Here is a 20589-nt window from a genome sequence, read left to right as displayed (position 1 = left end):
GTCCTATATGTGTAAACACATTCCAGGACGAGACATAAGATTAAAAAAAGCCTGTTTGTTTTACACAAGCAGGCTTTTGTTAGTTAAAAACTGTAACCAAACTCAAGGTTAATCCTACGAGCATTTTGATGCACGCCGTTGCTGTACGCCCCCGCGATTAGTGGGATCTTAGTGAGGTAGATCTCATAATCTTCATCAAAGAGGTTATTGACCGTCAGTGCTACGTGCCAGCTACTGTCCATAGGAGTCACTTTTAAACGATAATCAACTAGAGCATAACCATCTTGCATCAAACCCTGTTCGTTACTAGAGTCAATGGTATGTTCAGACTTGTAACTCACGCTTAGCATATTCGACACTTCATAGTTATCCATAACTTCAGTCAGATGCTCTGCTGCCACAACCGCTGTAAACTCTGGCACCCAAGCCAGATTGTCTCCAGACCAATCACACTGGCCGTTTTCGTCCGCTTCACCTTTGTATACTTCAGTTAAACTACAGGCAGCGCCCTCAAACTTGTCATAGTAAAAATCTAAATACTCAGCATTGGCTGTAATGCTTAGGTCATCGGTAGCTTGCCAAATAAACTCTACATCAATACCTTTTTGTATAGTCTTACCCGCATTACCAACGTTGAATCCGATGGAACCATTGAAAATGGAGGTCTGCAAGTCATCATAAGTGCCATAGAACACTGCAACATTCAAACGCATATCATCCCAGTCAGACTTAAAGCCGATTTCGTACGCGGTAACCTGTTCATCTTCAAATTGGGTATCTTCCGGAGTACCGGCACTTGGACCAGGCGAAGTACCCAGCGGTGATGCCGATGCTGGACCTTCATACAAAGTATCGAAGCCACCAGCCTTGGCGCCGTCAGCAAAATTAACATAGCCCATGAAGCTATCAGTGAAGAAGTAACTTGCGCTGGCTTGTACCATAGTGTGACTTTCTTCGCGCTTCATGTTCTCAAACTCATGCGGCGCACCTACCGATTTCAAAGCGCCCCAATAACTCAGCAAAGCTGGAGTCAAGCCCGCATAAGGGTGACCATCAGGGAAAGCAGGACGAGTATCTACCGTTCCATCGATATTAAGAAGAGTTAACCCTTGTGTAGCGGTTTTTTCGATATCGCTATACCGCACACCTAAGGTCAATGAAAGTTTGTCTGTTGCCTGATAGTCTACTTGAGCAAAAATCGCGCTTTGTTCTGTTTTTTGTTCAAGATAATTTGAACGAGTAAAGTTTGGCATACCTAGTTGAGTTAAATAAAAATCAACGTCAAAGCCGGTATTGAAATCAGCATCTTGATAGTAGAGCCCACCCATCAAATTAATTTGCTCATTAACTATCATATCAAAGCGAAGCTCTTGCGAAAACTGTTCATAATCTTCTGGAACATTAGATGACATGATATCTTCGGGTGTCATATCAATATCTAAGGTATGAAAATAGTCATAACCACTTTGAGCTGTAATAGAGGTAATAGTCGTATTATCACTGATAGACCATACAACCTCTAGCATGGTTTCATCACTTTCATTTTTATTCCCTGACGGACCGTTATTGAAAATGGAATCGTCATTACCCGTATTCATTTCGCCAGTGCCAATTCCAAATGGCGCCAATGGCGAGTTTTCAACGTCAGTGAAATCCGGATTAACATGACGATAAATGGCCAGTGACTCACCGAACTTCTCAAATGTAGCTTGCTCATGACGTAAGTATAGGCTCAGATCATCCCGTGGCTGCCACACTGCGCCGATGCGAAAAGCATAATCTTTGAAGTAGGGTTCATCTTTCCCCGTGTAGTTATTAAACGCCGCACCTTTGTTCTGATCACGCCACTTACCAGCAATACGCAGAGCAAACTCATCCGTTACCGGGATATTGAGCCCACCCAAGATCTGAGCTTCTTCATACTCAGTTTCATACTTAACCGTGAATTCGCCATTTAGATCATCACCAACATCAGGTCGATTAGTGATCATGCTTAAGGCACCACCGACCGAGCTATTACCATACAATGTAAGTTGCGGTCCTTTCAGTACTTCGACACGTTGCATATCAAAGAAACCAGCGCGTTGCTGATTCATTCGGCCACGGTAAACGCCATCTACGTAGGTGCCGACAGACTGCTCAAATGACTGGTTATCCCCTGATGATACACCACGCAGTGACAATCGACTGTGGTTGGCTAATTTTGGTTGTTCCAGACCAGGTACGTATTTAGATAAGTCTTCAACATTATTCACTCCCATGCCTTGAATGTGTTCACCGGTGACCGCACTTATGCTACTTGGCACGGTCTGCACAGATTCAATACGCTTACGTGCCGTTACTTCAATAATTTCAAGTGCAGAACCTTTTGCCTTAACATCCTTTGCTTCTTCTTGAGCTAAACTGGCAAATGAAGTCGATCCCAACACTATGCACAATACCTTGGCGATTGGTGTTTTTGGAAAATCTTTAATGTTCATAATGTATTACCTACTTTAAATTCGTTATATTGGACTAAAAAATTAGTTACAATTTATAATTATTGTCATTACAAGTTAGCAAATATTGATAAATACAATAGTGTTAATATAGGCCATCATGTGAACAATTAAGGCCCAATTTTACATGTAGGATTTTGAATGGTTTTTCACAAAGACATCAACTGATCTAAAGCTAAATAGTCTAATAGCACGAGCAGTTTCGAGTGTTCACGGTTTGTTTACTATAAGAAAAATTGGTAATTATTCCAGCTTCAAGAAATTTCTTAAATTAGCAGCAATCATCTTGTACTTCTTTTATTTATCTCAAAATAATCTACAAAATAGAACTGTGATAACCAATAAGCACTCCTAATTTAAAACAACGAGTGATTATTTAAATATGCTCAGTTCATTAGTTTATAAACTTCAGACCGTAAAATTGACACTTTATAGTTGTAATTTTAAGCCAAACTATCGAATCCATTGACACATTACCCCATGAGATTATTTAAATTGAGATGCTAGCCTTTTAGCAAGTCAAAATTAAGGGTCACTTGGAATGTCAAATATATATATAGTCGGTGTCGGAATGACACCATTTGGTCGTCATATCGAACGCAGTATGGAAAGTCTATGTGATGAAGCATTAGACGCAGCGATAAAAGATGCTGGTTGTGAAAAATCAGATATCGGTACCGCTTTTTATTCAGGAACCACTCAAGGTCATCTTCAAGGACAAACCTTTATCCCTGGTCAAGTCTATCTAAGCAAAATTGGTATACAAGGCATTCCTGTATTTAATGTTGAGAATGGCTGTACCGCTGGCTCTTCTGGTTTTCATCTCGCTGTTCAAATGTTAAAAGCGGGAAGCTGTGATGTGGCATTAGCCATTGGCGCTGAAAAAATGAACATTACTGATAAAGCAAGAATGTTTTCTGTTTTTGACGGCGCTTGGGATTTATCTGAACCCGATGCAAATTTAGCAAGGTTGTTAGCTCCTGCAAAAGATTTTGTTGTGCCAGAAGGTCATGAGTCTGACCGTCCTTATAGCGTATTTATGTCTGTATATGCCGCATTTGCTCGTGCTCATATGCATAAGTATGGTACCACTCAACGCCAAATAGCGGCTGTTTCAGCAAAAAACCACCAACATTCTACGCACAATCCTCTGTCTCAATTTCAACAAGCCTATTCGATTGAAGAAGTATTGAATGCGCCACCTATTACTTACCCACTGACATTACCCATGTGTGCGCCAATTTCTGATGGTGCAGCTGCAGTAATCGTTTGTAACGAAGATGGGCTTAAACGCATTGGCTCTGACAAAAATCGCGCCATCAAAGTGTTAGCGACAGTTACTCGAAGTGCAACTGATCGCTCTTATTCAAATCCTGAGTTACATTGCGCTCATTTATGTGCAATGGAAGCCTATGAGCAAGCAGGCGTTGGTCCTCAAGATATGGATGTCTCGGAAGTACACGATGCAACAGCTATGGGTGAAATACTGCATGCAGAAAATCTTGGACTAGTGCCTTTCGGTGAAGCAGGTCCAGCAGCTGAGCGAGGTGACTTTAGCATTGGTGGACGTATACCAATCAACACGTCTGGTGGTCTTGAATCTAAGGGACATCCGTTAGGTGCTACCGGTTTAGGTCAACTTCACGAGTTGGTCACTCAATTACGCGGTGAAGCTGGTGTCCGTCAAGTTGAAGGAGCAAGACACGCTGTTCATGAAAACAGTGGTGGTCTAGTTGGTATAGAAGAAGGTGCCGTAGCAGTCAATATACTCGCAAAATAAGTACGGAACTAAATAAAAAATAAAATTGAGGAGAAGACAGTGAGCTTTTTAATGACAGAAGAACAAAAAATGGCTACCGAAGGCCTGCGTAAATTTCTTAACAAAGAAATCAAGCCACAGCTTGAAGCACATGGTGAAGGTCATTTCAGCAAAGAACAGCTGCAAGGCTGGCACCAAAGTTTAGCCGAATTCGGTTTGGTTTGTGCGCCACACCCTGAAGAGTTTGGCGGCCTAGGCATGGATTGGGTAACACATTTATTGTTATGGGAAGAAGTTGCTGTCGTTTCCTTAGATTTGGCTATGCCAGCCCTCATTAATGTAGTCGGTGCCGATTTGTTGATTAATAACGCTCCCGAACATATTCGTGATGAATATGTTCCTGGATTATTGAGTGGCGAAAAATTTATCGCCGTTGGTATATCTGAGCCAGATGTTGGCTCCGACGTTGCAGCTGTGAAAACACGTGCGGTACGAGACGGCAATGATTGGGTACTTAATGGTGAGAAAACCTGGATTTCCAATGGTGAACACATGGATCTATTCGTTTGTACCTGTAAAACAGGTGAAGGGGAATTGACCCATATAGCGATCCCTGCAGGAACACCGGGAATGGAGGTACGTGGCATTCCTAAAATGGCGCTCAACAGCCAGTCTACTTCGCAAATTTTTCTGGCAGATGTGCGTGTGCCTATCGCTAACACCGTGGGAAGTATTGGCGATGGTTTAAAAAACACACTGGTAACTTTTGAACGCGCTCGTTGTCATATGGCAGCGTGGGGTTACTCATTGGGTCGTCGAGCATTAGAAGAGTCAATTAAATATTCACAAGAGCGTACTCAACACGGTAAACAAATAGCTGGACATCAATTAATTGCTGAAAAAATTGCCACTATGGCAACCCAAATCGATGCAGCAAGGCTATTAACATTGCGTGCCGGCGATATGATCGATAAAGGTATTCGTTGTGACGTAGAGTGTTCAATGGCCAAATGGTACGGCACGGAAATTGGTGTTAACACCACACGTCAAGCGGTGCAAATACATGGCGGTAACGGTGTTACTAAAGAGTTTGTTGTGGAACGTTTAGCTCGTGAAGCCATTATTGGCCCTATTCCTGATGGCACGACTGAAATTCAGAAGCTACTGATTGCACGTATGCTGACAGGGGTTCAAGCCTTTAGATAATTGATTAACATTAAAAAAGGCTAGAGTTTTACTCTTACTTTAACAAATATCGAAGAGAATATATAAATGAATTTACAAAATAAAGTTGTCGTGATCACAGGTGGTGCATCTGGTTTAGGCCGTGCAACGGCAGAATATATGGTGACTGAAAAAGGTGCGAAAGTAGCTTTATTAGATTTAAACGCTGAAGCCGGTGCCGAAGTTATAACATTGCTCGGTGAAAATAATGCAATATTTTGTCAAACCGATGTCACCAGCGAAAAAAGTATCGATGCAGCCGTTGCCGATATCGTGGCTAAATTTGATGCTATCCATGTAAACATTAACGCCGCAGGTGTGCCATTGCCATGTAAAATTTTGGATAAGGAAGGCAAAGCAAGCAGCCTTAAAAAATACGCCATGGTACTTAACGTAAACCTTAATGGCGTATTTAATGTCATGGCAAAATGTGCCGAGCAAATGGCGAAAAACGAACCCGATGAAAAAGGTGAGCGAGGTGTTGTTATCAACATTTCTTCTGGTGCTGCCTTTGAAGGTCAAATTGGCCAATCAGCTTATTCTAGTTCTAAAGCAGGAGTAAATGGCATGAATATACCCGCTGCTCGTGAATTAGGTAAGTATGGTATTCGCGTCAATTCTATCGCTCCAGGCCTATTTGGCACACCTATGATTAAATCACTAGACGAGAAAGTACAAGTCGCACTCACTGCTATGTGCCAAGCCCCACAACGTATGGGTGACATGGCAGAATTTGCCCACACATGTGCTTATCTTGCGGAAAATGCCTATGTAAATGGTCGTTGTTTACGTCTTGATGCTGCAACAGTCATGCAGGCACGCTAAGAGGAGAACAACATGTCAGAATTATTAGTAGAAAAGAAAGGTCAAGCAGGCTGGTTAATACTTAATCGACCAAAGGCGTTTAACTCACTCACACGCACTATTTTGGAAGAATTAGCAATCGCTTTAACCGATTTTGAACAAGACGATAACATTCGCGTTGTAGTACTCGCAGCTACCGACTGCCCTGCTTTTTGTGCAGGAGCTGATTTAAAGCAAGTACTTGAAAAAGCAGAGCCAGGTGAAAAAGATTTTTTAATGCAATGCCGTACTAGTTTTGGGGCCCTACGCAACTGCTCGAAACCCGTAATAGCCGCAATAAACGGCATGACCATGGCTGGCGGTTTAGAACTTACTATGTGTTGTGACATTGTCATTGCATCAAACAAGGCAACATTGGGTGACGCCCACTCAAATTTTGGTGTATTCCCCGGTGCTGGTGGCGCGGCAATATTGCCTAAATTAGTACCTGTCAACGTCGCTAAATATTTATTATTTACAGGCAAATCATTACCGGCAAGCGAAATGAAGCAATACGGACTGGTTAACGAAATTGTAGAGCATGAGCAACTGTACTCTCGTGTTCAAGAACTTTGTGACGACCTAGCAGAAAAAAGCCCATTAGTGCTGCAACGTATGAAAAAAATAGCGAATCAAGCGCAGGATCAAACTCGACAATCAGCGCTAGATTCTGAACTCCTCGAATTACGTGAACATTTCTTATCTGCTGACATTCAAGAAGGGTTAGCGGCATTTTCAGAAAAACGCAAACCTGTATTTATTGGTAATTAGTAGCAATGTTTAAGCTGAATTTAAAAAAAGTAAATTTCGGACTTTTAAAAAAATAATAGGTTAAAGATTATGAGTGCATTGCAAGGTATTAAAGTAATAGAAATAGCCGGCATAGGTCCAGGACCTATCGCTAGCATGATGCTAGCAGACTTGGGTGCTGAAGTGATTTTAATTGAACGTAAAACCGATAACCCAAATGCTGCTGGCCTTTTTAACTCAAACAAAACAGAGTTTTTTAAACGAGGAAAACAATCAATTGCTCTTGATTTAAAACAACCAGAAGCAATCCAACTAGTGTTATCACTCGTTGAACAAGCCGATATGTTTATTGAAGGTTTTCGTCCTGGCGTAATAGAGCGCTTAGGTTTGGGACCAGAAGTGTGTTTAGCACGTAATAAAAAAATGATCTATGGTCGAATGACTGGTTGGGGACAGCATGGCCCCTTAGCTCAAGCCGCAGGCCACGACATAAATTATGCCTCCATTTCTGGTGTATTAGCTTACAGCGGTTTTGCTAACGATAAACCATTCCCTCCTGCCACTATTATTGGTGATGTTGGCGGCGGTTCGTTGCATTTAGTCATGGGCATGCTAGCTGCCTATATTCATGTACTTAGCACCGGTGAAGGACAAGTGATAGACGCTGCAATTTGCGATGGCAATGTGTACATGCAGACTTTACTAACCAGTTTGTATGCCAATGGCTTAGTCGGAGAACAACGTGGCGGTGATTTTTTAACTGGTGCCTCTCCTTGGGCTAATACCTACCAATGTGCTGATGATAAATATATAACGGTTCAGGCTCTAGAGCCTAATTTTTACAAAGAATTTATTACGCTTGCTGGATTTGCTGACGATCTTAATTTTTCAATGCAATACGATAAATCATTATGGCCTTTAGCAATAACCAAATTAACGAAATACTTTAAATCTCAACCACAAGTGCATTGGAATAATATTTTTGAAGGTACTGATGCATGTTATGCCCCAGTAATGTCGCTCAAAGAAGCGGTTGAACATCCACATAATGTGGCTCGACATAATTTTGTCGTCGAGAATGATTTAATTCAACCTGCACCAGCACCGAAATTGAATAAGACGCCATCACAAGTAGGGAAAATACCAAAATTTGGTGAACATACAGAGCAGATTTTAGCTCAGTTGAACTTATCTGATGAACAATACGCTAAACTTAAGGCTATGGCGGTTGTTTAAATTACATACAAATATTAATTACTAAAACAGAGGTGGAAGCTATGTCTTTACAACAAGAACTCCATTATGGCCATTTTATCGATGGGCAAGATTATTTAGGGCATACGCCTGAATCAATTGACGTAATCAACCCAGCAAATGGTGAAGTTTATGCAACCATGTCTATGGGGGACAAGGGTGATGTCGATGCTGCAGTAGCTGCAGCAAAGCGGGCATTTAATCAACCTTCATGGCGTGAAATGAGTAACAATGACCGTGGAGACTTGTTATTCAAATGTGGTCAGGTGATTGGGGCTCATGCTGAAGAGTTAATGTTTATCGAATCACGAGATTCTGGCGGTACCATCCGCCGTGCAGCTGGTATGGACATCCCTATTGTAATCGATTTAATCGGCTACTATGCTGATTTAATAAAAACGACTAATAATATAGTTGATTTACCCACTAAGCCTCTACCTGAAGCGGGTCACGCACAAGTTTGGCAAGAACCCATCGGTGTCTGTGCATTAATTACGCCTTGGAACTTTCCTATTTTTATTGCTGTAGCAAAAATAATACCAGCCCTTGCCGCAGGAAACACCGTTGTAATTAAACCTTCTGAATATACACCAGCAAGCACAACTCATTTGGTGCAACTACTGTCAGACGTTTTACCTAAAGGTGTTCTAAATGTAGTAAATGGTGACGGTGCTAGTGTAGGTGAAGCGCTTACTACTCACCCAGACGTTGGAAAAGTATCTTTTACTGGCTCTACCTGTGTTGGCAAACATATTCAAAAAATGGCTACTGAAAGTTGCAAACTTGTGGGTTTGGAGTTGGGTGGCAAAGGCCCAGCAATAGTTATGAAAGATGCAGATCTCGACCTTGCAGCATATGGTATAACCTTTGGCGGCTTATTTAATTCAGGCCAAGCGTGTGAATCTGGTACACGCATTTTAGTTCACGAAGCCATTCATGATCAATTAATGGAAAAACTTGCAGCAGTATGTGACACCTTAGTGGTAGGTAACCCGTTAGATCCAGCAACATCTTATGGCCCGATTGCCAATAAAAATCAATACGACCGCATCATGGGGTATATTGACGGAGCCAAGCAACAAGGTTTAACTTTTGTTTGTGGTGGTGAGCCGATTAAGCCCAAGGGATTTGAGGGGGGGTATTATGTTCAACCAACCATAATCACAGATGTTAAAAATGATATGGACATTGCTCAGCAAGAAATATTTGGCCCAGTGCTTAGTGTAATTAAATTTAGTGATGAACAACAGGCGATTGAAATTGCCAATGAAACCTCATATGGCTTATCGGCAGGAGTATGGAGTGATGATTTAGTTCATGCTCAAAAAATTGCCAAGCAATTACAAGCAGGATCAATCTGGATAAACGACTGGCACATGCTGCGCTCAGATGCACCTTTTGGTGGTTACAAGAATAGTGGTATAGGTCGTGAATTTGGTATCGCTGGCTTACAAGCTTTTATGCAAACCAAGACGATTGGCGTATCACTTGAACGTGATCCACGTAATAAAATGATGTGGTCTTTACTACATACTTCACCGCAACAGTAATCATAAAATAAGAGAGACTCATCATGTCAACTTCAGGATATTTTACTTATAACATGCGTACCGTTGTTCATAGCGGTGCAGACAGTATCATCAAAGTGCCAAGTCTATTTCGCGGGTTAGGCGGAAAAAGAGTATTACTTGTTAGCGATGAAGGCTTGGAAAAAGCTGGATTAGTTAATCGAGTGAAAGACGTCTTTACTTTAAATAATGGGCCAGATATGCAATTAGTGGGAGTATATGCCAAAGTCACTCCCGACGCTGGCTCAGAATCAATCAACGACTTAGTTGCCTATGCTCGCTCTGTAGCCGCCGATAGTATTTTAGCATTAGGTGGGGGTAGTGTTTTAGATGCTGCTAAAGGGTTAAAATATTGCTTACACCATCACTTAACTGACATTTGTGATATTTTAAAATTAGGCCTAAAATTGGAAACTTGGCCAGAGGCAAAGCCGAGCATGATCCCGCACATTGCCATCCCAACCACTGCAGGTACAGGTGCTGAAGTAACAAACGGAGCGGTAATCCACAACCAAGTACTTAATATAAAGTCATTAGTACTAGCCCCCTATTTAGATGCTGACATGGCAGTACTAGATGCTAAGTTGACCCTTGGCTTACCTAAGTCAATTACCGTTGCCACTGCGTTTGATGCTTTAACTCATGCAATAGAAAGCATTGCATCACCAAAAGCGAACCTATTTTCAGATGCTCATGCCATAACAGCAGCAAAAGTCATAAATGAAAATATGCCCAAGGTGGCAAAAGAACCAACAAATGTCGATTGTCGGTCAAAGTTACTACAAGCAAGTACTATGGCTTGTAACGCAGTGGTTAACGCTTTCTCCGCATTTCCTGTACACAACTTTTCTCATGCCTTAGGTGCCACTTTTCATATACCACACGGTGATGCTAACGGAATAATGCTACCCGTTGTAATTGAAACGCTGGCGGATTTTTACCTACCTAATGCACAGCGAATGGCAGATGCTCTGTCACTTGATAGCAAAGGACTAAATGCAGAGCAAACACTCGCTAAAGTAGTAGCCCATATAAGAGGGATTCAACGAGCCTGTGACTTCGATGGCTCTTTAAAACGATTTGGTGTAACCGAAATTAATCTAAAGGAAGCTATTGCCAGTGTAAAACACGACGTACTCTATATTTTATATCCAGTACCTGAGCCTGTAATAGAAATGATCCTACGAAAAGCCCTATAAACTAGAAGTGGAGGAGTAATTACCATGAGATTTTCAGACTATTTTGATGCTGCAGCATCACGTTGTCCTAATAACCTTGTCTTAATTGATGACAACGACAGCTATACCTATAAAGAGGCTAAGCCTTATGTCCATAAAATTGCAAACACACTACGAACAAAATGTGGTTTACTAGCTGGGCAAAAAGTTGCAGTGTATAGCCCTAATAAAGCAAAAGCTTTTTTATCAGTATTAGGCACAAACAGGGCTGACTTAGTTTGGTTTCCAGTAAACGCCGGTAATGCCATAGAAACCAACATCGAACTATTTAATTTTTTTGAAATTGACTGCTTAATATTTGATAGCAGCTTAGATGAAAATGTGGCTAAAGTTCGTCAACAATGCCCGACAATCAAACACTTTATATGCCTTGATAGGAGCACTGAAGAATCAGCTTTTATGGACGACTTAGTTGTAGATGCTGCAGATGAGTACGTTTCAGAAAAAGTTGACCCTATGGCGATGGCTATTGTTATGGCTACAGGTGGAACTACCGGCCCTTCTAAAGGGGTTGTACATAACCATAAAAACTTTGAATGTTTCATATCAAACATTATGCTGTCGTTACCCGTTGATGAAAATGACACAAACTTAGTTGTTGCTCCCATGACACACGCGGCAGGCATGTTTGGTTTGGGCTGTATTGCAGCCGGCGGTTGTTTACGCATGTTACCAGGCTTTATTCCAGACAGTGTAATAGAAGCGATTGATATTCATAAAATACAATCCATATTTTTACCGCCAGCGGCACTTTATGGGCTGTTAGCTCACCCTCGTATTAAAGACATTGATACTTCTTCTTTAAAGGCAATAGTCATAGGCGCATCCCCTGTCTCACCTGAGCGTTATTCAGAAGCAACAGCAGTGTTTGGGCCTGTAATGTACGAAGTATATGGCCAAACAGAAAATCTTTTCCCTGTTATTGTTAAAAGTCCAAAAGACTACATTAACGAAGACGGCAGTTTAAACATGGATGTATTGCGTTCAGCAGGCCGTGCAACTAAGCATGCCCATATAGAGATAATGGATCCACAAGGAAATATTTTACCTTCTGGTGAAAAAGGTGAAATTGTTGTTCGCTGTGGTTCAGTAATGAACTGCTATTACAATAACCCAGAAGCTACTGCAGAAGTTTCTAAATTTGGCTGGCACCATACTACTGACGTTGGAATTAAAGACGAACGTGGTTTTATCACTATCGTTGATAGACTAAAAGACATGATTATATCAGGTGGTTTTAATGTTTATCCGGTCGAAATTGAAAATTTAATCAATGGTATTGACGAAGTGATGGTGTCAACGGTAATTGGTACTCCACATGAAAAATGGGGTGAGCAAATTACTGCAGTCATTGAATTAAAACCTGGCAAAACCATTGAACCGGAAAAAATAAGAGTGCTATGTAAAGAAACTTTAGGGAGCATAAAAGCACCTAAAGAAGTGATATTCTGGGATAAAATACCCTTATCTCCCGTTGGAAAAGTGCTTAAAAGAGAAGTGCGTGAAACATTTTGGAAGGATCAGGATCGTCAGGTTTAATCCAATTAAAATAAACGCATAATTTAATATGCCTGTAGCTCAGTACAATTAATTTGCTGAGCTTTTTACCCTAAATATGGAGACGCTATGGACATTTTACCTAAAAGCGTATTTAAATGCTGCTTATCAACAGCAATAATACTTACCTTCCTTATAACCTCATCTGTTTATGGCGCCGACAAACCAAATATATTGGTACTATGGGGTGATGATATCGGCATGTCTAATGTCAGTGCCTATAGTCACGGCATGATGGGTTATAAAACACCTAACATTGACCGAATAGCAAAAGAAGGCGGCATGTTCACCGACTATTATGGTGAAAATTCATGTACTGCTGGGCGCTCAGCTTTTATTACCGGTCAACATCCCGTGCGTACAGGCTTGACCAAAGTTGGCTTACCAGGTGTAGATAAAGGTCTTCGAAAAGAGGATCCTACCATTGCCGAGCTCCTTAAACCACTGGGCTATATGACGGGTCAATTTGGTAAAAATCATTTAGGCGATAAAGATGAGTTTTTGCCAACAGAGCATGGCTTCGACGAATTTTTCGGTAATCTTTATCATTTAAATGCAGAGGAAGAACCAGAACTTGCTGATTATCCCAAAAACCCACAAGTTAAGAAGTTATTTGGCCCCCGAGGTGTTATCCATTCATATGCCGATGGAAAAATTGAAGATACAGGCCCTCTAACTAAAAAACGTATGGAAACAGTTGACGACGAAATAACGGCAGCTGCGATTAAGTTTATGGACAAAGCCGTTAAACAAGACAAACCCTTTTTTGTCTGGTGGACGGCAACCCGTATGCATGTTTGGACTCACTTGAAAGAAGAAAGTCAGGGGTTATCAAAACGAGGTGGGCTATATGGCGATGGTTTGTTAGAGCACGATGGTCACGTTGGTCAATTACTTGACTTCTTAGATGAGAAAAAAATAGCTGGTAATACCATTGTTTTATACTCAACTGATAATGGCGCAGAAATGTTTACTTGGCCTGACGGTGGTATGATCCCCTTTCGTGGTGAGAAAAACACCACATGGGAAGGAGGCTTTCGAGTTCCTTCAATGGTTCGTTGGCCTAGTACGGTTAAGCCAGGCTCTATATTTAATGAATTAGCCGCTCACAACGATTGGCTTCCTACATTGCTTGCTGCTGCCGGCGAGCCTAACATTAAAAATAAGTTGCTAGATGGCCATCAGATTAACGGTACCAAATTTAATGTTCATTTAGATGGTTTTGACTTAACTGATTACCTGTCTGGAAAATCAGTTACCTCACCTAGAGAGAACTTTTTCTACTTTACTGATGACGGAGAATATTCAGCGATACGCATGGGTGATTGGAAAGTCATGTACTCAATACAAGAAGCCACTGGCGTCGACGTATGGCATAAACCATATACTCAACTCCGATTACCACTTATTTTTAATTTGCGTCAAGATCCTTTCGAACGTGCACAACTTGAAGCAGGTGCCTATAGTCGATGGATGTTTGAGCGTTTACCTTATCTGTATCAATCAATATTGGTCTCTCAGCAATTCTTAAAAACGTTTATTAAGTACCCTCCCCGACAAGATCCAGCCAGTTTTAATGTTGAGGCTATAACTGAAAAGGTAATGAAATTAAAACCTCGTCAATATGACTAAAATGTAAAATTACAAAATAAACCTACTATTGAGTATTCTAAATCAATAGTGGGCGCAGTCCAATGCGCCAACGCTAAACGCGACGGTATAGCATTTATATTGAAACGAATAACAAAGCCCTTTATGGCAGGATCATAAGATGACAGATATCACTTACCCTTTTTCTAAACAGCCTGAATTCAATGTGATACAGGAAATATCACCTCGTATTTATTGGCTGCGTCTGGCAATGCCCTTCAGTTTAGATCACATCAATTTATGGCTTATCGAAGAAGATAGCGATTGGACATTAATTGATACAGGACCAAACACTCCATCATCAAAAAACAGTTGGTTGGAAATAATTTCGAGCCAACTAAAGAACAAACCTATTGGTCGGGTTATTTGCACCCATGCTCACCCCGATCATATCGGTCTTGTCGGCTGGATATCTAAGCAGCAAAGCGCGCAATTACTGATGTCAAAAGGTGAATTTGAATTTTATCATCAATTATTTGCCAAAAAGGTACAAGCACCGTTTAGCCAAATAGAGCAATTTTATCAACTCGCTGGCGCAGGTGATAAAGAAGCTCAACGTTATTTAAAGCATATTAAAATTTTCAGCGACCTTATTTACCCAGTACCAAGTATTTATCAGCAATTGAAGCATGAAGACTGCGTTACATTGGGAAAATATTTGTGGCAAGTGCATGTAGGTACCGGTCATTCTCCAGAGCATATCTGTTTATTCTGTGAAAAATTAAACCTATTTATTTCCGGCGATCAATTACTTCCCACTATCTCATCAAATGTAAGCGTTTGGCCAACAAGGCCAGATGTCAATCCAATGGCTGATTTTTTATCTTCCTGTCATTATCTTAATAAAACAATTAATAACAAAACCTTAGTGCTGCCTTCTCATGGACTCCCTTTTAACGGTGGAAATGTTCGCTTGAATAAGTTGATTGAAGAGATGGAAAAAAACATCAATAACTTATATGATTTTTGTCAACAACCAAGAACCGTTACAGACGTTTTACCTATACTCTTTAAAGGTAAGTTAAATGACAGCAATTTGATGTTTGCTTATGGAGAAGCTTTGGCAAGTCTTAATTATTTATGTGCTCAAGGTAAAGTAGAAGTGATTCAGGGAACAAATAATATTCATTTTTACCAAAAAAATAATATTCAATGCTGATAATAAATTTATTTTATTCATTCCTAATTGAGCGAAAAATAGTTTTGTCGATTTGGGTTTATACTTTACTAAAGGGTTCACAATTAGAATCAAGGTACACATTTGATTGAATTACCATTTAATACAATAAAATACCGAACCTTGGGATTCTGGACTGTTCATATTATTTGCATGCTTGTATGTATCTCAGCAACGAATGCAACGTCAATGAGCAGTTTAAATAACTACCTTGGCTCTGAGCAATGTCAAAGCTGCCATGAAAAACAATTCCAAGCTTGGCAAGGCTCGCATCATGATATGGCGATGCGGCACGCAAAACCAGACGCAGTACTAGCTGATTTTAACAATGCTGAACTAGAATTCAACAGCAAACAAAATAGTTTCTTCAAAAAAGACGAACAATATTGGGTCAATATTGAAGGGCCGGACGGTCAGTTTCACGACTACCAAATAAAATATACTTTTGGCTACCAGCCATTACAGCAATACATGGTTGAATTTGATGACGGACGTGTTCAGCTTATTCCTTTTGCTTGGGATTCTCGTGCTAAGGCTGATGGCGGCCAACGATGGTTTCACCTATATCCACAGTTCACCCAAAAGCATCAGGAATTTTTTTGGACCAATACTGGACAGAATTGGAATTATATGTGTGCCTATTGTCATTCTACTAATGTCAAAAAGAATTTTGATCTTAAATCGAATAGGGGTTAATTCCACATAGCACTGGTTTGTATTCAAGAAACCCTACACCCCCTAAGTTACAATGCCTACAGCGCTTTCGTGCTCATAATTTCTTTAACTAAAACCCACTTAACTCATTGAACAATAATAATATTAATTACATACCTAAATTCAAAACTTCCTAGTATATTATTTGATCAGCTTTAAAAGTGTGCAATCACGCCAACAAAAGCACCTTTAAATTCAAGATCTGTATATAAATTGTCTAAATTTTCAAATTCCATTTTCACGGCACGATATCCTAAGGTCAGATTAAAATGTCCCACCCTACTCTTAACGAGGTCGTAACTTAAACCAACATGATAGTCAAAAAGTGTATGGTCATTTATTAATGAAAAATCACCTTGAGCAAATACACTTAAGTTAGTTAACGGCAAGATAATGTTGGTAGCAACATACAACATAGGCTCAATTTCGTCGGTTTTTATTTTACCTGTAGGAGTAACAGAACTTGATGTTGGTGTTGATGTACAAGGATTACCTTGCGATGTTTGAGGACAATCATCATCATCATCAATAATTTTTGGCCCTGTAACAGTAACGGCACCACTAAAGTCTCTAGCGGTTAAACCCAAATCAAATGAAAATAAACCATTATCAAATAATTCATAATATAAGGTGTAGTCGATATAACTGACGTTAAAACTGACATTAACATCGTCATCAATAGGAAAGGTTTCACTGCCGAAGCTAAATGCTTGCGTTAAGGTAGCTTTACCTGTGGTATCAAGCGTTGTACTTGAAATGCGTACATTAGGGAGCAAAGGAAAAGGATGTTCAACGGCAACAAAGTAGTTAATTTGTTGCTCTTTTTTTAAATTAAAATCAATTAGTCTGTTTTCTTCACCAAAAATACCACTTGCTTCACTCTGCCAAATTTGGCTGCCAAGGTATAGACCAACTGTATCTGCTTGTACGTTAGCTGTAAAAAGTGCAACAAGCGTTGCTGAAAAAGCTGTTTTTTTCATCTAATTAATATCCTTATTTACGAATGACCATGTTCCATTTTTAAATACTCACTATCACCTTTATAACCACAAGAGGCCGTAAAAAGCGCTATTAACACAATAATCAATCGTAACTCATACATCGATTCAAGTTAAGATAAATCTAACAATTAAGCATTTACCTCGTACGGCTAGCGCATTTTAACAGGGTTAAGTGGTAATCATCGTCTAGCTCTGCCACTTACTTTTTCCTCGCCATAAGCCGACTTGGTTATATCCTGTTTAAATAGTGCCATTACTACCTTTCGCATCATATTGTTCTATAAGTTCAATTTATAATGAATATATCGTAAGTATTCAATAAAAAAAGAATTATTTATTGTTGACAATAAATTTATCCTATGTTTTTTATTTGTTTTGCAGGGATCATTCAGTTATTACATTGAGCGTAATTAATCATTATCTAGTCATTGTTGTAATTAACTTATTCTAAATAACCCTATTTAGAATTTTTGTATCCTTGTTATTTTTAATATTAACAAAGGATTATTAATAATGAAAAAGATATATACATTGATTCCATTAATCTTCACGGCGTTTGTTTCTACGTCTACTTTAGCCGCAACAGGTATTTGCACTTTAAACCTTGTGAAGGAGGATGGAAATTTTGCGCCTAGTGATTATGGACCTGGTGGCATGGTTACATACGATGTAGTAATGCCATTTACAGATGGATATTACCCTAATTGGACCACTAGCCAGCCTAAGCCTAGACTACCCTTTAGTAATTGTATTACTTATCAGGGTGCTCCGTATACAGCGAAAATAACTTCAGTAACTTACAATTATACATTTCAAGAAGCCGTATTAGTTGCTGACTATGAAGTAATGATGGGTTTCTTTGGTGCACAACCGCAGAACCAATTTATTTACCCTAAAAAGCGAGACGGTGGCTATCCTAGAGGATCTGGCATTCCGGTGAATGGAGGTGGCGTTTATAATGGAGTAAATAATCAATTCTTAAATACAATAGATTTGGAGTTACGATCACGAGTGAATAACCCCGCAGTTAATGCTGATTGCCCTTCATACTATGATAGAGATGAGTGTAGAACTAAAAACTCTCGATTAACACTATTTACTGTAGATATTGGCTGGACAAGCAATTAACAAAGACACCTACTGTTAATTGATAAGTCAGAGCCTCTCAACTAAGGTTAAACAACCTATATAATTGAGAGGTTTTTTATTATACCGATTCTAATAAACAGACAAATAAGTGTGCAAGATACTTCGTATTATCATAACGTGTGTGAATTTTTTATGTGATGAAGATAACCATACAGCTGTCTTTCCGCACCCACTAAAAGTTATTTATTTTTTATACTATGTCAGTTCGAAAAATACACAGTGAGCATTTTATAGGCAACGCTATTTAAAATTAGTCACCCTCGAATTCTTCAGCATAGAGTTTATTGCTCAATACTTCTTCTACTTTTGATAATACGCTCTCGATTTTTTCAAGTGCTTCTATTGCGCCAGTAACACCACCGACCATCTCTTCAACTTCTTCGAGAAATTTTTCCAATGATCCATGCGTTTCTTTATTATAACTATAATCGAGTGCTCGCTTTGAAAGAGCATGTAGACCGTCAAGCTCTGCGAGTAAATTTGAATTACTGGCTGCACCGGCTAAATCACCTAAGTTAAAAAATTCATGCGAATCCAATTCGTCTGTAATCTCACCGTATTGTTCTTCAGTAATTGCCATTATTCTCACCACTTAAAAAAGTATTGGTTTTCATTATCATAAAAAAAATTTTGGTATTAAAACAAAACTTCAATTAAATGCATTACCCTATAGCATATTGGATATCGAATTCTGTCGCTTTAGTAATTACTTGCACTTTTTGGGCGTGCTTTTTCAACTCAACAATACCGTACTTTTCCATGGTTTTAAGTGTACGGCTCAAGTTACTGGTGTGTCGCCCACTTAAGCGAGCAAGTTCACCAAGAGTTTCTGGGTGATGCTCGTTGATTAGTTTTAATAATCGGATATTGTTATCACTTAATACTTCTCCAAGTGATTTCATAGAGCTAAACCATATTTTTGGATCCTCACGCTTGGGTGTGATTTTTCCTGCCGCAATATCAAGAATCCTGCGTTGAAATTCATCTCTGGGCATAATGCCAATTTTTAACTTACTCATTGTGCAACCTCGCTTAAAATTCGGTTAACCTCGGTGAAAAAATCATTTAACAATTGTTGTGCACTGGAAAATATATAAGGCGTACCTTTGTCGACCGCTGATTTATGTAGGTGATCGTATGCGATAATCCGCCCCTTAAATCTACCTTTCTTTCTTGATTTTACAGCATGCGCGTTATCGAACCCCATAATCCGCTTATTATGATTATTGTGTAGCGTCAGGTTATAGCGGATCCCGTGAGGAATTTCCTTACTAGGCTCAACCTCCCACGCTTCTATTTTGTACCAATAGCTATTATCTTCGGTATATTCTGTGCCATGAAGCTCCAACAATACATCCAGCCCAGGATCTTTTTCCATATGTTATTTTTTCTCTGCTTTCTATTATCACCTGATGATAATAAGCTTATCAGGCTAATAGCAATTTGTCATCTCTATTACAGTAATTAAAACGGTCGTTTTCTTGGTTCATTATATTTTGACGATAATATGCCGAAAAACAACCAATAAACCCATTGTTTTAAACTATGCAAGATTGTAGTATGAATTTTATCTTTATTGGCTCAAGTTTGTCTTATGTTTATCGGTTATGCTCGCGTTTCAAAATCAGACGGCTCTCAAGTGCTGGATTTACAGATAGATGCACTTATTCAAGCAGGAGTAGATAATAATAGGATTTATCACGATCATGCATCCAGTCGCAAGGATTCACGCCCTGGATTAGAAGCTTGTCTTAAAGCACTGCAACCAGGCAACACTCTTATTGTCTGGAAGCTGGATCGATTAGGGAGAGATATGAAAGATCTTGTCTCTTTAGTTGATGACTTGGAAAGCAAAAAAATAAATTTTAAAGTGCTTACGGGAACTGGTGCAGAAATTGACACTACAACGGCCAATGGACGACTAATTTTTGGTATTTTCGCTGCATTAGCAGAATATGAACGCGAATTAATACGTGAACGTACAAATGCAGGTTTAGCTGCGGCTCGTGCGAGAGGTCGTAAGGGAGGACGTCCGCCAAAAATGGATAAATCTACATTAAAGATGGCAATGACTGCAATGTCAGATAAAAATGCAGTCTCATTGGATATTGCCAAACGCCTAGGCATGACCACAACTACCTTATATAAATATGTTAACGGTGACGGAACATTAAAAGCTGAAGGTGAGCATTTAATGAATAAATAAA

Annotated in this window: 18 protein-coding genes; 13 read left to right on the top strand and 5 right to left on the bottom strand. The window is 39.7% G+C overall.

Annotation, left to right across the window (positions count from 1 at the left end; translation table 11 throughout):
- Positions 1–83: 83 nt before the first annotated feature.
- Entirely contained in the window at positions 84–2480 is a 2397-nt protein-coding gene (locus H4J50_RS00980; protein ID WP_182253905.1) for a TonB-dependent receptor, read from the bottom strand.
- 559 nt (positions 2481–3039) lie between these two features.
- Here H4J50_RS00980 and H4J50_RS00975 point away from each other — a divergent pair.
- From H4J50_RS00975 to H4J50_RS00925, 11 genes are all read left to right on the top strand, one after another.
- Complete coding sequence (locus H4J50_RS00975; protein WP_085300734.1) at positions 3040–4278, top strand: thiolase family protein; 1239 nt, start codon at positions 3040–3042, stop codon at positions 4276–4278.
- A 39-nt stretch (positions 4279–4317) separates the two neighbouring features.
- A complete protein-coding gene (locus H4J50_RS00970; RefSeq protein WP_085300733.1) occupies positions 4318–5463 on the top strand; it encodes an acyl-CoA dehydrogenase family protein in 1146 nt (381 codons plus the stop codon).
- Positions 5464–5529: 66 nt separating this feature from the next.
- A complete protein-coding gene (locus H4J50_RS00965) occupies positions 5530–6306 on the top strand; it encodes an SDR family NAD(P)-dependent oxidoreductase (RefSeq protein ID WP_085300732.1) in 777 nt (258 codons plus the stop codon).
- A 12-nt stretch (positions 6307–6318) separates the two neighbouring features.
- Positions 6319–7095: an enoyl-CoA hydratase/isomerase family protein gene (locus H4J50_RS00960; RefSeq protein WP_182253903.1), complete on the top strand. Its 777-nt coding sequence runs from the start codon at positions 6319–6321 to the stop codon at positions 7093–7095.
- A gap of 69 nt (positions 7096–7164) precedes the next feature.
- Positions 7165–8310 (top strand): CaiB/BaiF CoA-transferase family protein, encoded by a 1146-nt coding sequence (locus H4J50_RS00955; protein WP_085300730.1) that lies wholly within the window; start codon positions 7165–7167, stop codon positions 8308–8310.
- A gap of 41 nt (positions 8311–8351) precedes the next feature.
- Positions 8352–9878, top strand: a complete 1527-nt coding sequence (locus H4J50_RS00950) for an aldehyde dehydrogenase (protein ID WP_085300729.1) — start codon at positions 8352–8354, stop codon at positions 9876–9878.
- Between the two features lie 23 nt (positions 9879–9901).
- Entirely contained in the window at positions 9902–11095 is a 1194-nt protein-coding gene (locus tag H4J50_RS00945) for an iron-containing alcohol dehydrogenase (RefSeq protein WP_085300728.1), read from the top strand.
- Between the two features lie 24 nt (positions 11096–11119).
- Positions 11120–12673 carry a class I adenylate-forming enzyme family protein gene (locus H4J50_RS00940; protein ID WP_085300727.1) on the top strand — a complete coding sequence of 518 codons (1554 nt, stop codon included), beginning with the start codon at positions 11120–11122 and terminating at the stop codon, positions 12671–12673.
- 87 nt (positions 12674–12760) lie between these two features.
- Positions 12761–14323: an arylsulfatase gene (locus H4J50_RS00935; protein WP_085300726.1), complete on the top strand. Its 1563-nt coding sequence runs from the start codon at positions 12761–12763 to the stop codon at positions 14321–14323.
- Positions 14324–14462: 139 nt separating this feature from the next.
- Positions 14463–15500: an MBL fold metallo-hydrolase gene (locus H4J50_RS00930; RefSeq protein ID WP_085300725.1), complete on the top strand. Its 1038-nt coding sequence runs from the start codon at positions 14463–14465 to the stop codon at positions 15498–15500.
- Between the two features lie 207 nt (positions 15501–15707).
- Positions 15708–16214 (top strand): cytochrome c family protein, encoded by a 507-nt coding sequence (locus H4J50_RS00925; RefSeq protein ID WP_259366125.1) that lies wholly within the window; start codon positions 15708–15710, stop codon positions 16212–16214.
- 173 nt (positions 16215–16387) lie between these two features.
- Here H4J50_RS00925 and H4J50_RS00920 read toward each other — a convergent pair whose 3' ends face one another.
- On the bottom strand, positions 16388–17212 hold the full coding sequence (locus H4J50_RS00920) for a TIGR04219 family outer membrane beta-barrel protein (protein ID WP_182253899.1): 825 nt from the start codon (positions 17210–17212) through the stop codon (positions 16388–16390).
- Between the two features lie 534 nt (positions 17213–17746).
- Between H4J50_RS00920 and H4J50_RS00915 the strand changes: the two genes are divergently transcribed.
- The gene (locus H4J50_RS00915; protein WP_182253897.1) at positions 17747–18361 is read left to right on the top strand and encodes a hypothetical protein; all 615 of its coding nucleotides are present in this window, start codon (positions 17747–17749) and stop codon (positions 18359–18361) included.
- Positions 18362–18632: 271 nt separating this feature from the next.
- Here the strand turns inward: H4J50_RS00915 and H4J50_RS00910 are convergent, their stop codons facing one another.
- The 3 genes from H4J50_RS00910 to H4J50_RS00900 all read right to left on the bottom strand — a co-directional run bounded on the left by H4J50_RS00910 (position 18633) and on the right by H4J50_RS00900 (position 19760).
- Positions 18633–18962 (bottom strand): hypothetical protein, encoded by a 330-nt coding sequence (locus H4J50_RS00910; RefSeq protein WP_182253895.1) that lies wholly within the window; start codon positions 18960–18962, stop codon positions 18633–18635.
- 82 nt (positions 18963–19044) lie between these two features.
- Complete coding sequence (locus tag H4J50_RS00905; RefSeq protein ID WP_182253893.1) at positions 19045–19401, bottom strand: MarR family transcriptional regulator; 357 nt, start codon at positions 19399–19401, stop codon at positions 19045–19047.
- The gene (locus tag H4J50_RS00900; RefSeq protein ID WP_182253891.1) at positions 19398–19760 is read right to left on the bottom strand and encodes a DUF6516 family protein; all 363 of its coding nucleotides are present in this window, start codon (positions 19758–19760) and stop codon (positions 19398–19400) included. Before H4J50_RS00900 ends, H4J50_RS00905 begins: the two co-directional genes overlap by 4 nt.
- A gap of 216 nt (positions 19761–19976) precedes the next feature.
- Between H4J50_RS00900 and H4J50_RS00895 the strand changes: the two genes are divergently transcribed.
- Complete coding sequence (locus H4J50_RS00895) at positions 19977–20588, top strand: recombinase family protein (protein WP_182253889.1); 612 nt, start codon at positions 19977–19979, stop codon at positions 20586–20588.
- Position 20589 lies beyond the last annotated feature (1 nt).

Source organism: Colwellia sp. 6M3 (assembly GCF_014077595.1).
Classification (GTDB): Bacteria; Pseudomonadota; Gammaproteobacteria; order Enterobacterales; family Alteromonadaceae; genus Cognaticolwellia.
Note: the sequence above shows the minus strand (reverse complement) of the source record. Positions and strands in the feature narration are given on the sequence as shown.

Coding starts and splice junctions, on each gene's coding strand:
- H4J50_RS00980 (WP_182253905.1), bottom strand. CDS start 2,480: ATGAACATTAAAGATTTTCCAAAAACACCAATCGCCAAGGTATTGTGC.
- H4J50_RS00975 (WP_085300734.1), top strand. CDS start 3,040: ATGTCAAATATATATATAGTCGGTGTCGGAATGACACCATTTGGTCGT.
- H4J50_RS00965 (WP_085300732.1), top strand. CDS start 5,530: ATGAATTTACAAAATAAAGTTGTCGTGATCACAGGTGGTGCATCTGGT.
- H4J50_RS00960 (WP_182253903.1), top strand. CDS start 6,319: ATGTCAGAATTATTAGTAGAAAAGAAAGGTCAAGCAGGCTGGTTAATA.
- H4J50_RS00955 (WP_085300730.1), top strand. CDS start 7,165: ATGAGTGCATTGCAAGGTATTAAAGTAATAGAAATAGCCGGCATAGGT.
- H4J50_RS00950 (WP_085300729.1), top strand. CDS start 8,352: ATGTCTTTACAACAAGAACTCCATTATGGCCATTTTATCGATGGGCAA.
- H4J50_RS00945 (WP_085300728.1), top strand. CDS start 9,902: ATGTCAACTTCAGGATATTTTACTTATAACATGCGTACCGTTGTTCAT.
- H4J50_RS00940 (WP_085300727.1), top strand. CDS start 11,120: ATGAGATTTTCAGACTATTTTGATGCTGCAGCATCACGTTGTCCTAAT.
- H4J50_RS00935 (WP_085300726.1), top strand. CDS start 12,761: ATGGACATTTTACCTAAAAGCGTATTTAAATGCTGCTTATCAACAGCA.
- H4J50_RS00930 (WP_085300725.1), top strand. CDS start 14,463: ATGACAGATATCACTTACCCTTTTTCTAAACAGCCTGAATTCAATGTG.
- H4J50_RS00925 (WP_259366125.1), top strand. CDS start 15,708: ATGAGCAGTTTAAATAACTACCTTGGCTCTGAGCAATGTCAAAGCTGC.
- H4J50_RS00920 (WP_182253899.1), bottom strand. CDS start 17,212: ATGAAAAAAACAGCTTTTTCAGCAACGCTTGTTGCACTTTTTACAGCT.
- H4J50_RS00915 (WP_182253897.1), top strand. CDS start 17,747: ATGAAAAAGATATATACATTGATTCCATTAATCTTCACGGCGTTTGTT.
- H4J50_RS00910 (WP_182253895.1), bottom strand. CDS start 18,962: ATGGCAATTACTGAAGAACAATACGGTGAGATTACAGACGAATTGGAT.
- H4J50_RS00905 (WP_182253893.1), bottom strand. CDS start 19,401: ATGAGTAAGTTAAAAATTGGCATTATGCCCAGAGATGAATTTCAACGC.
- H4J50_RS00900 (WP_182253891.1), bottom strand. CDS start 19,760: ATGGAAAAAGATCCTGGGCTGGATGTATTGTTGGAGCTTCATGGCACA.
- H4J50_RS00895 (WP_182253889.1), top strand. CDS start 19,977: ATGTTTATCGGTTATGCTCGCGTTTCAAAATCAGACGGCTCTCAAGTG.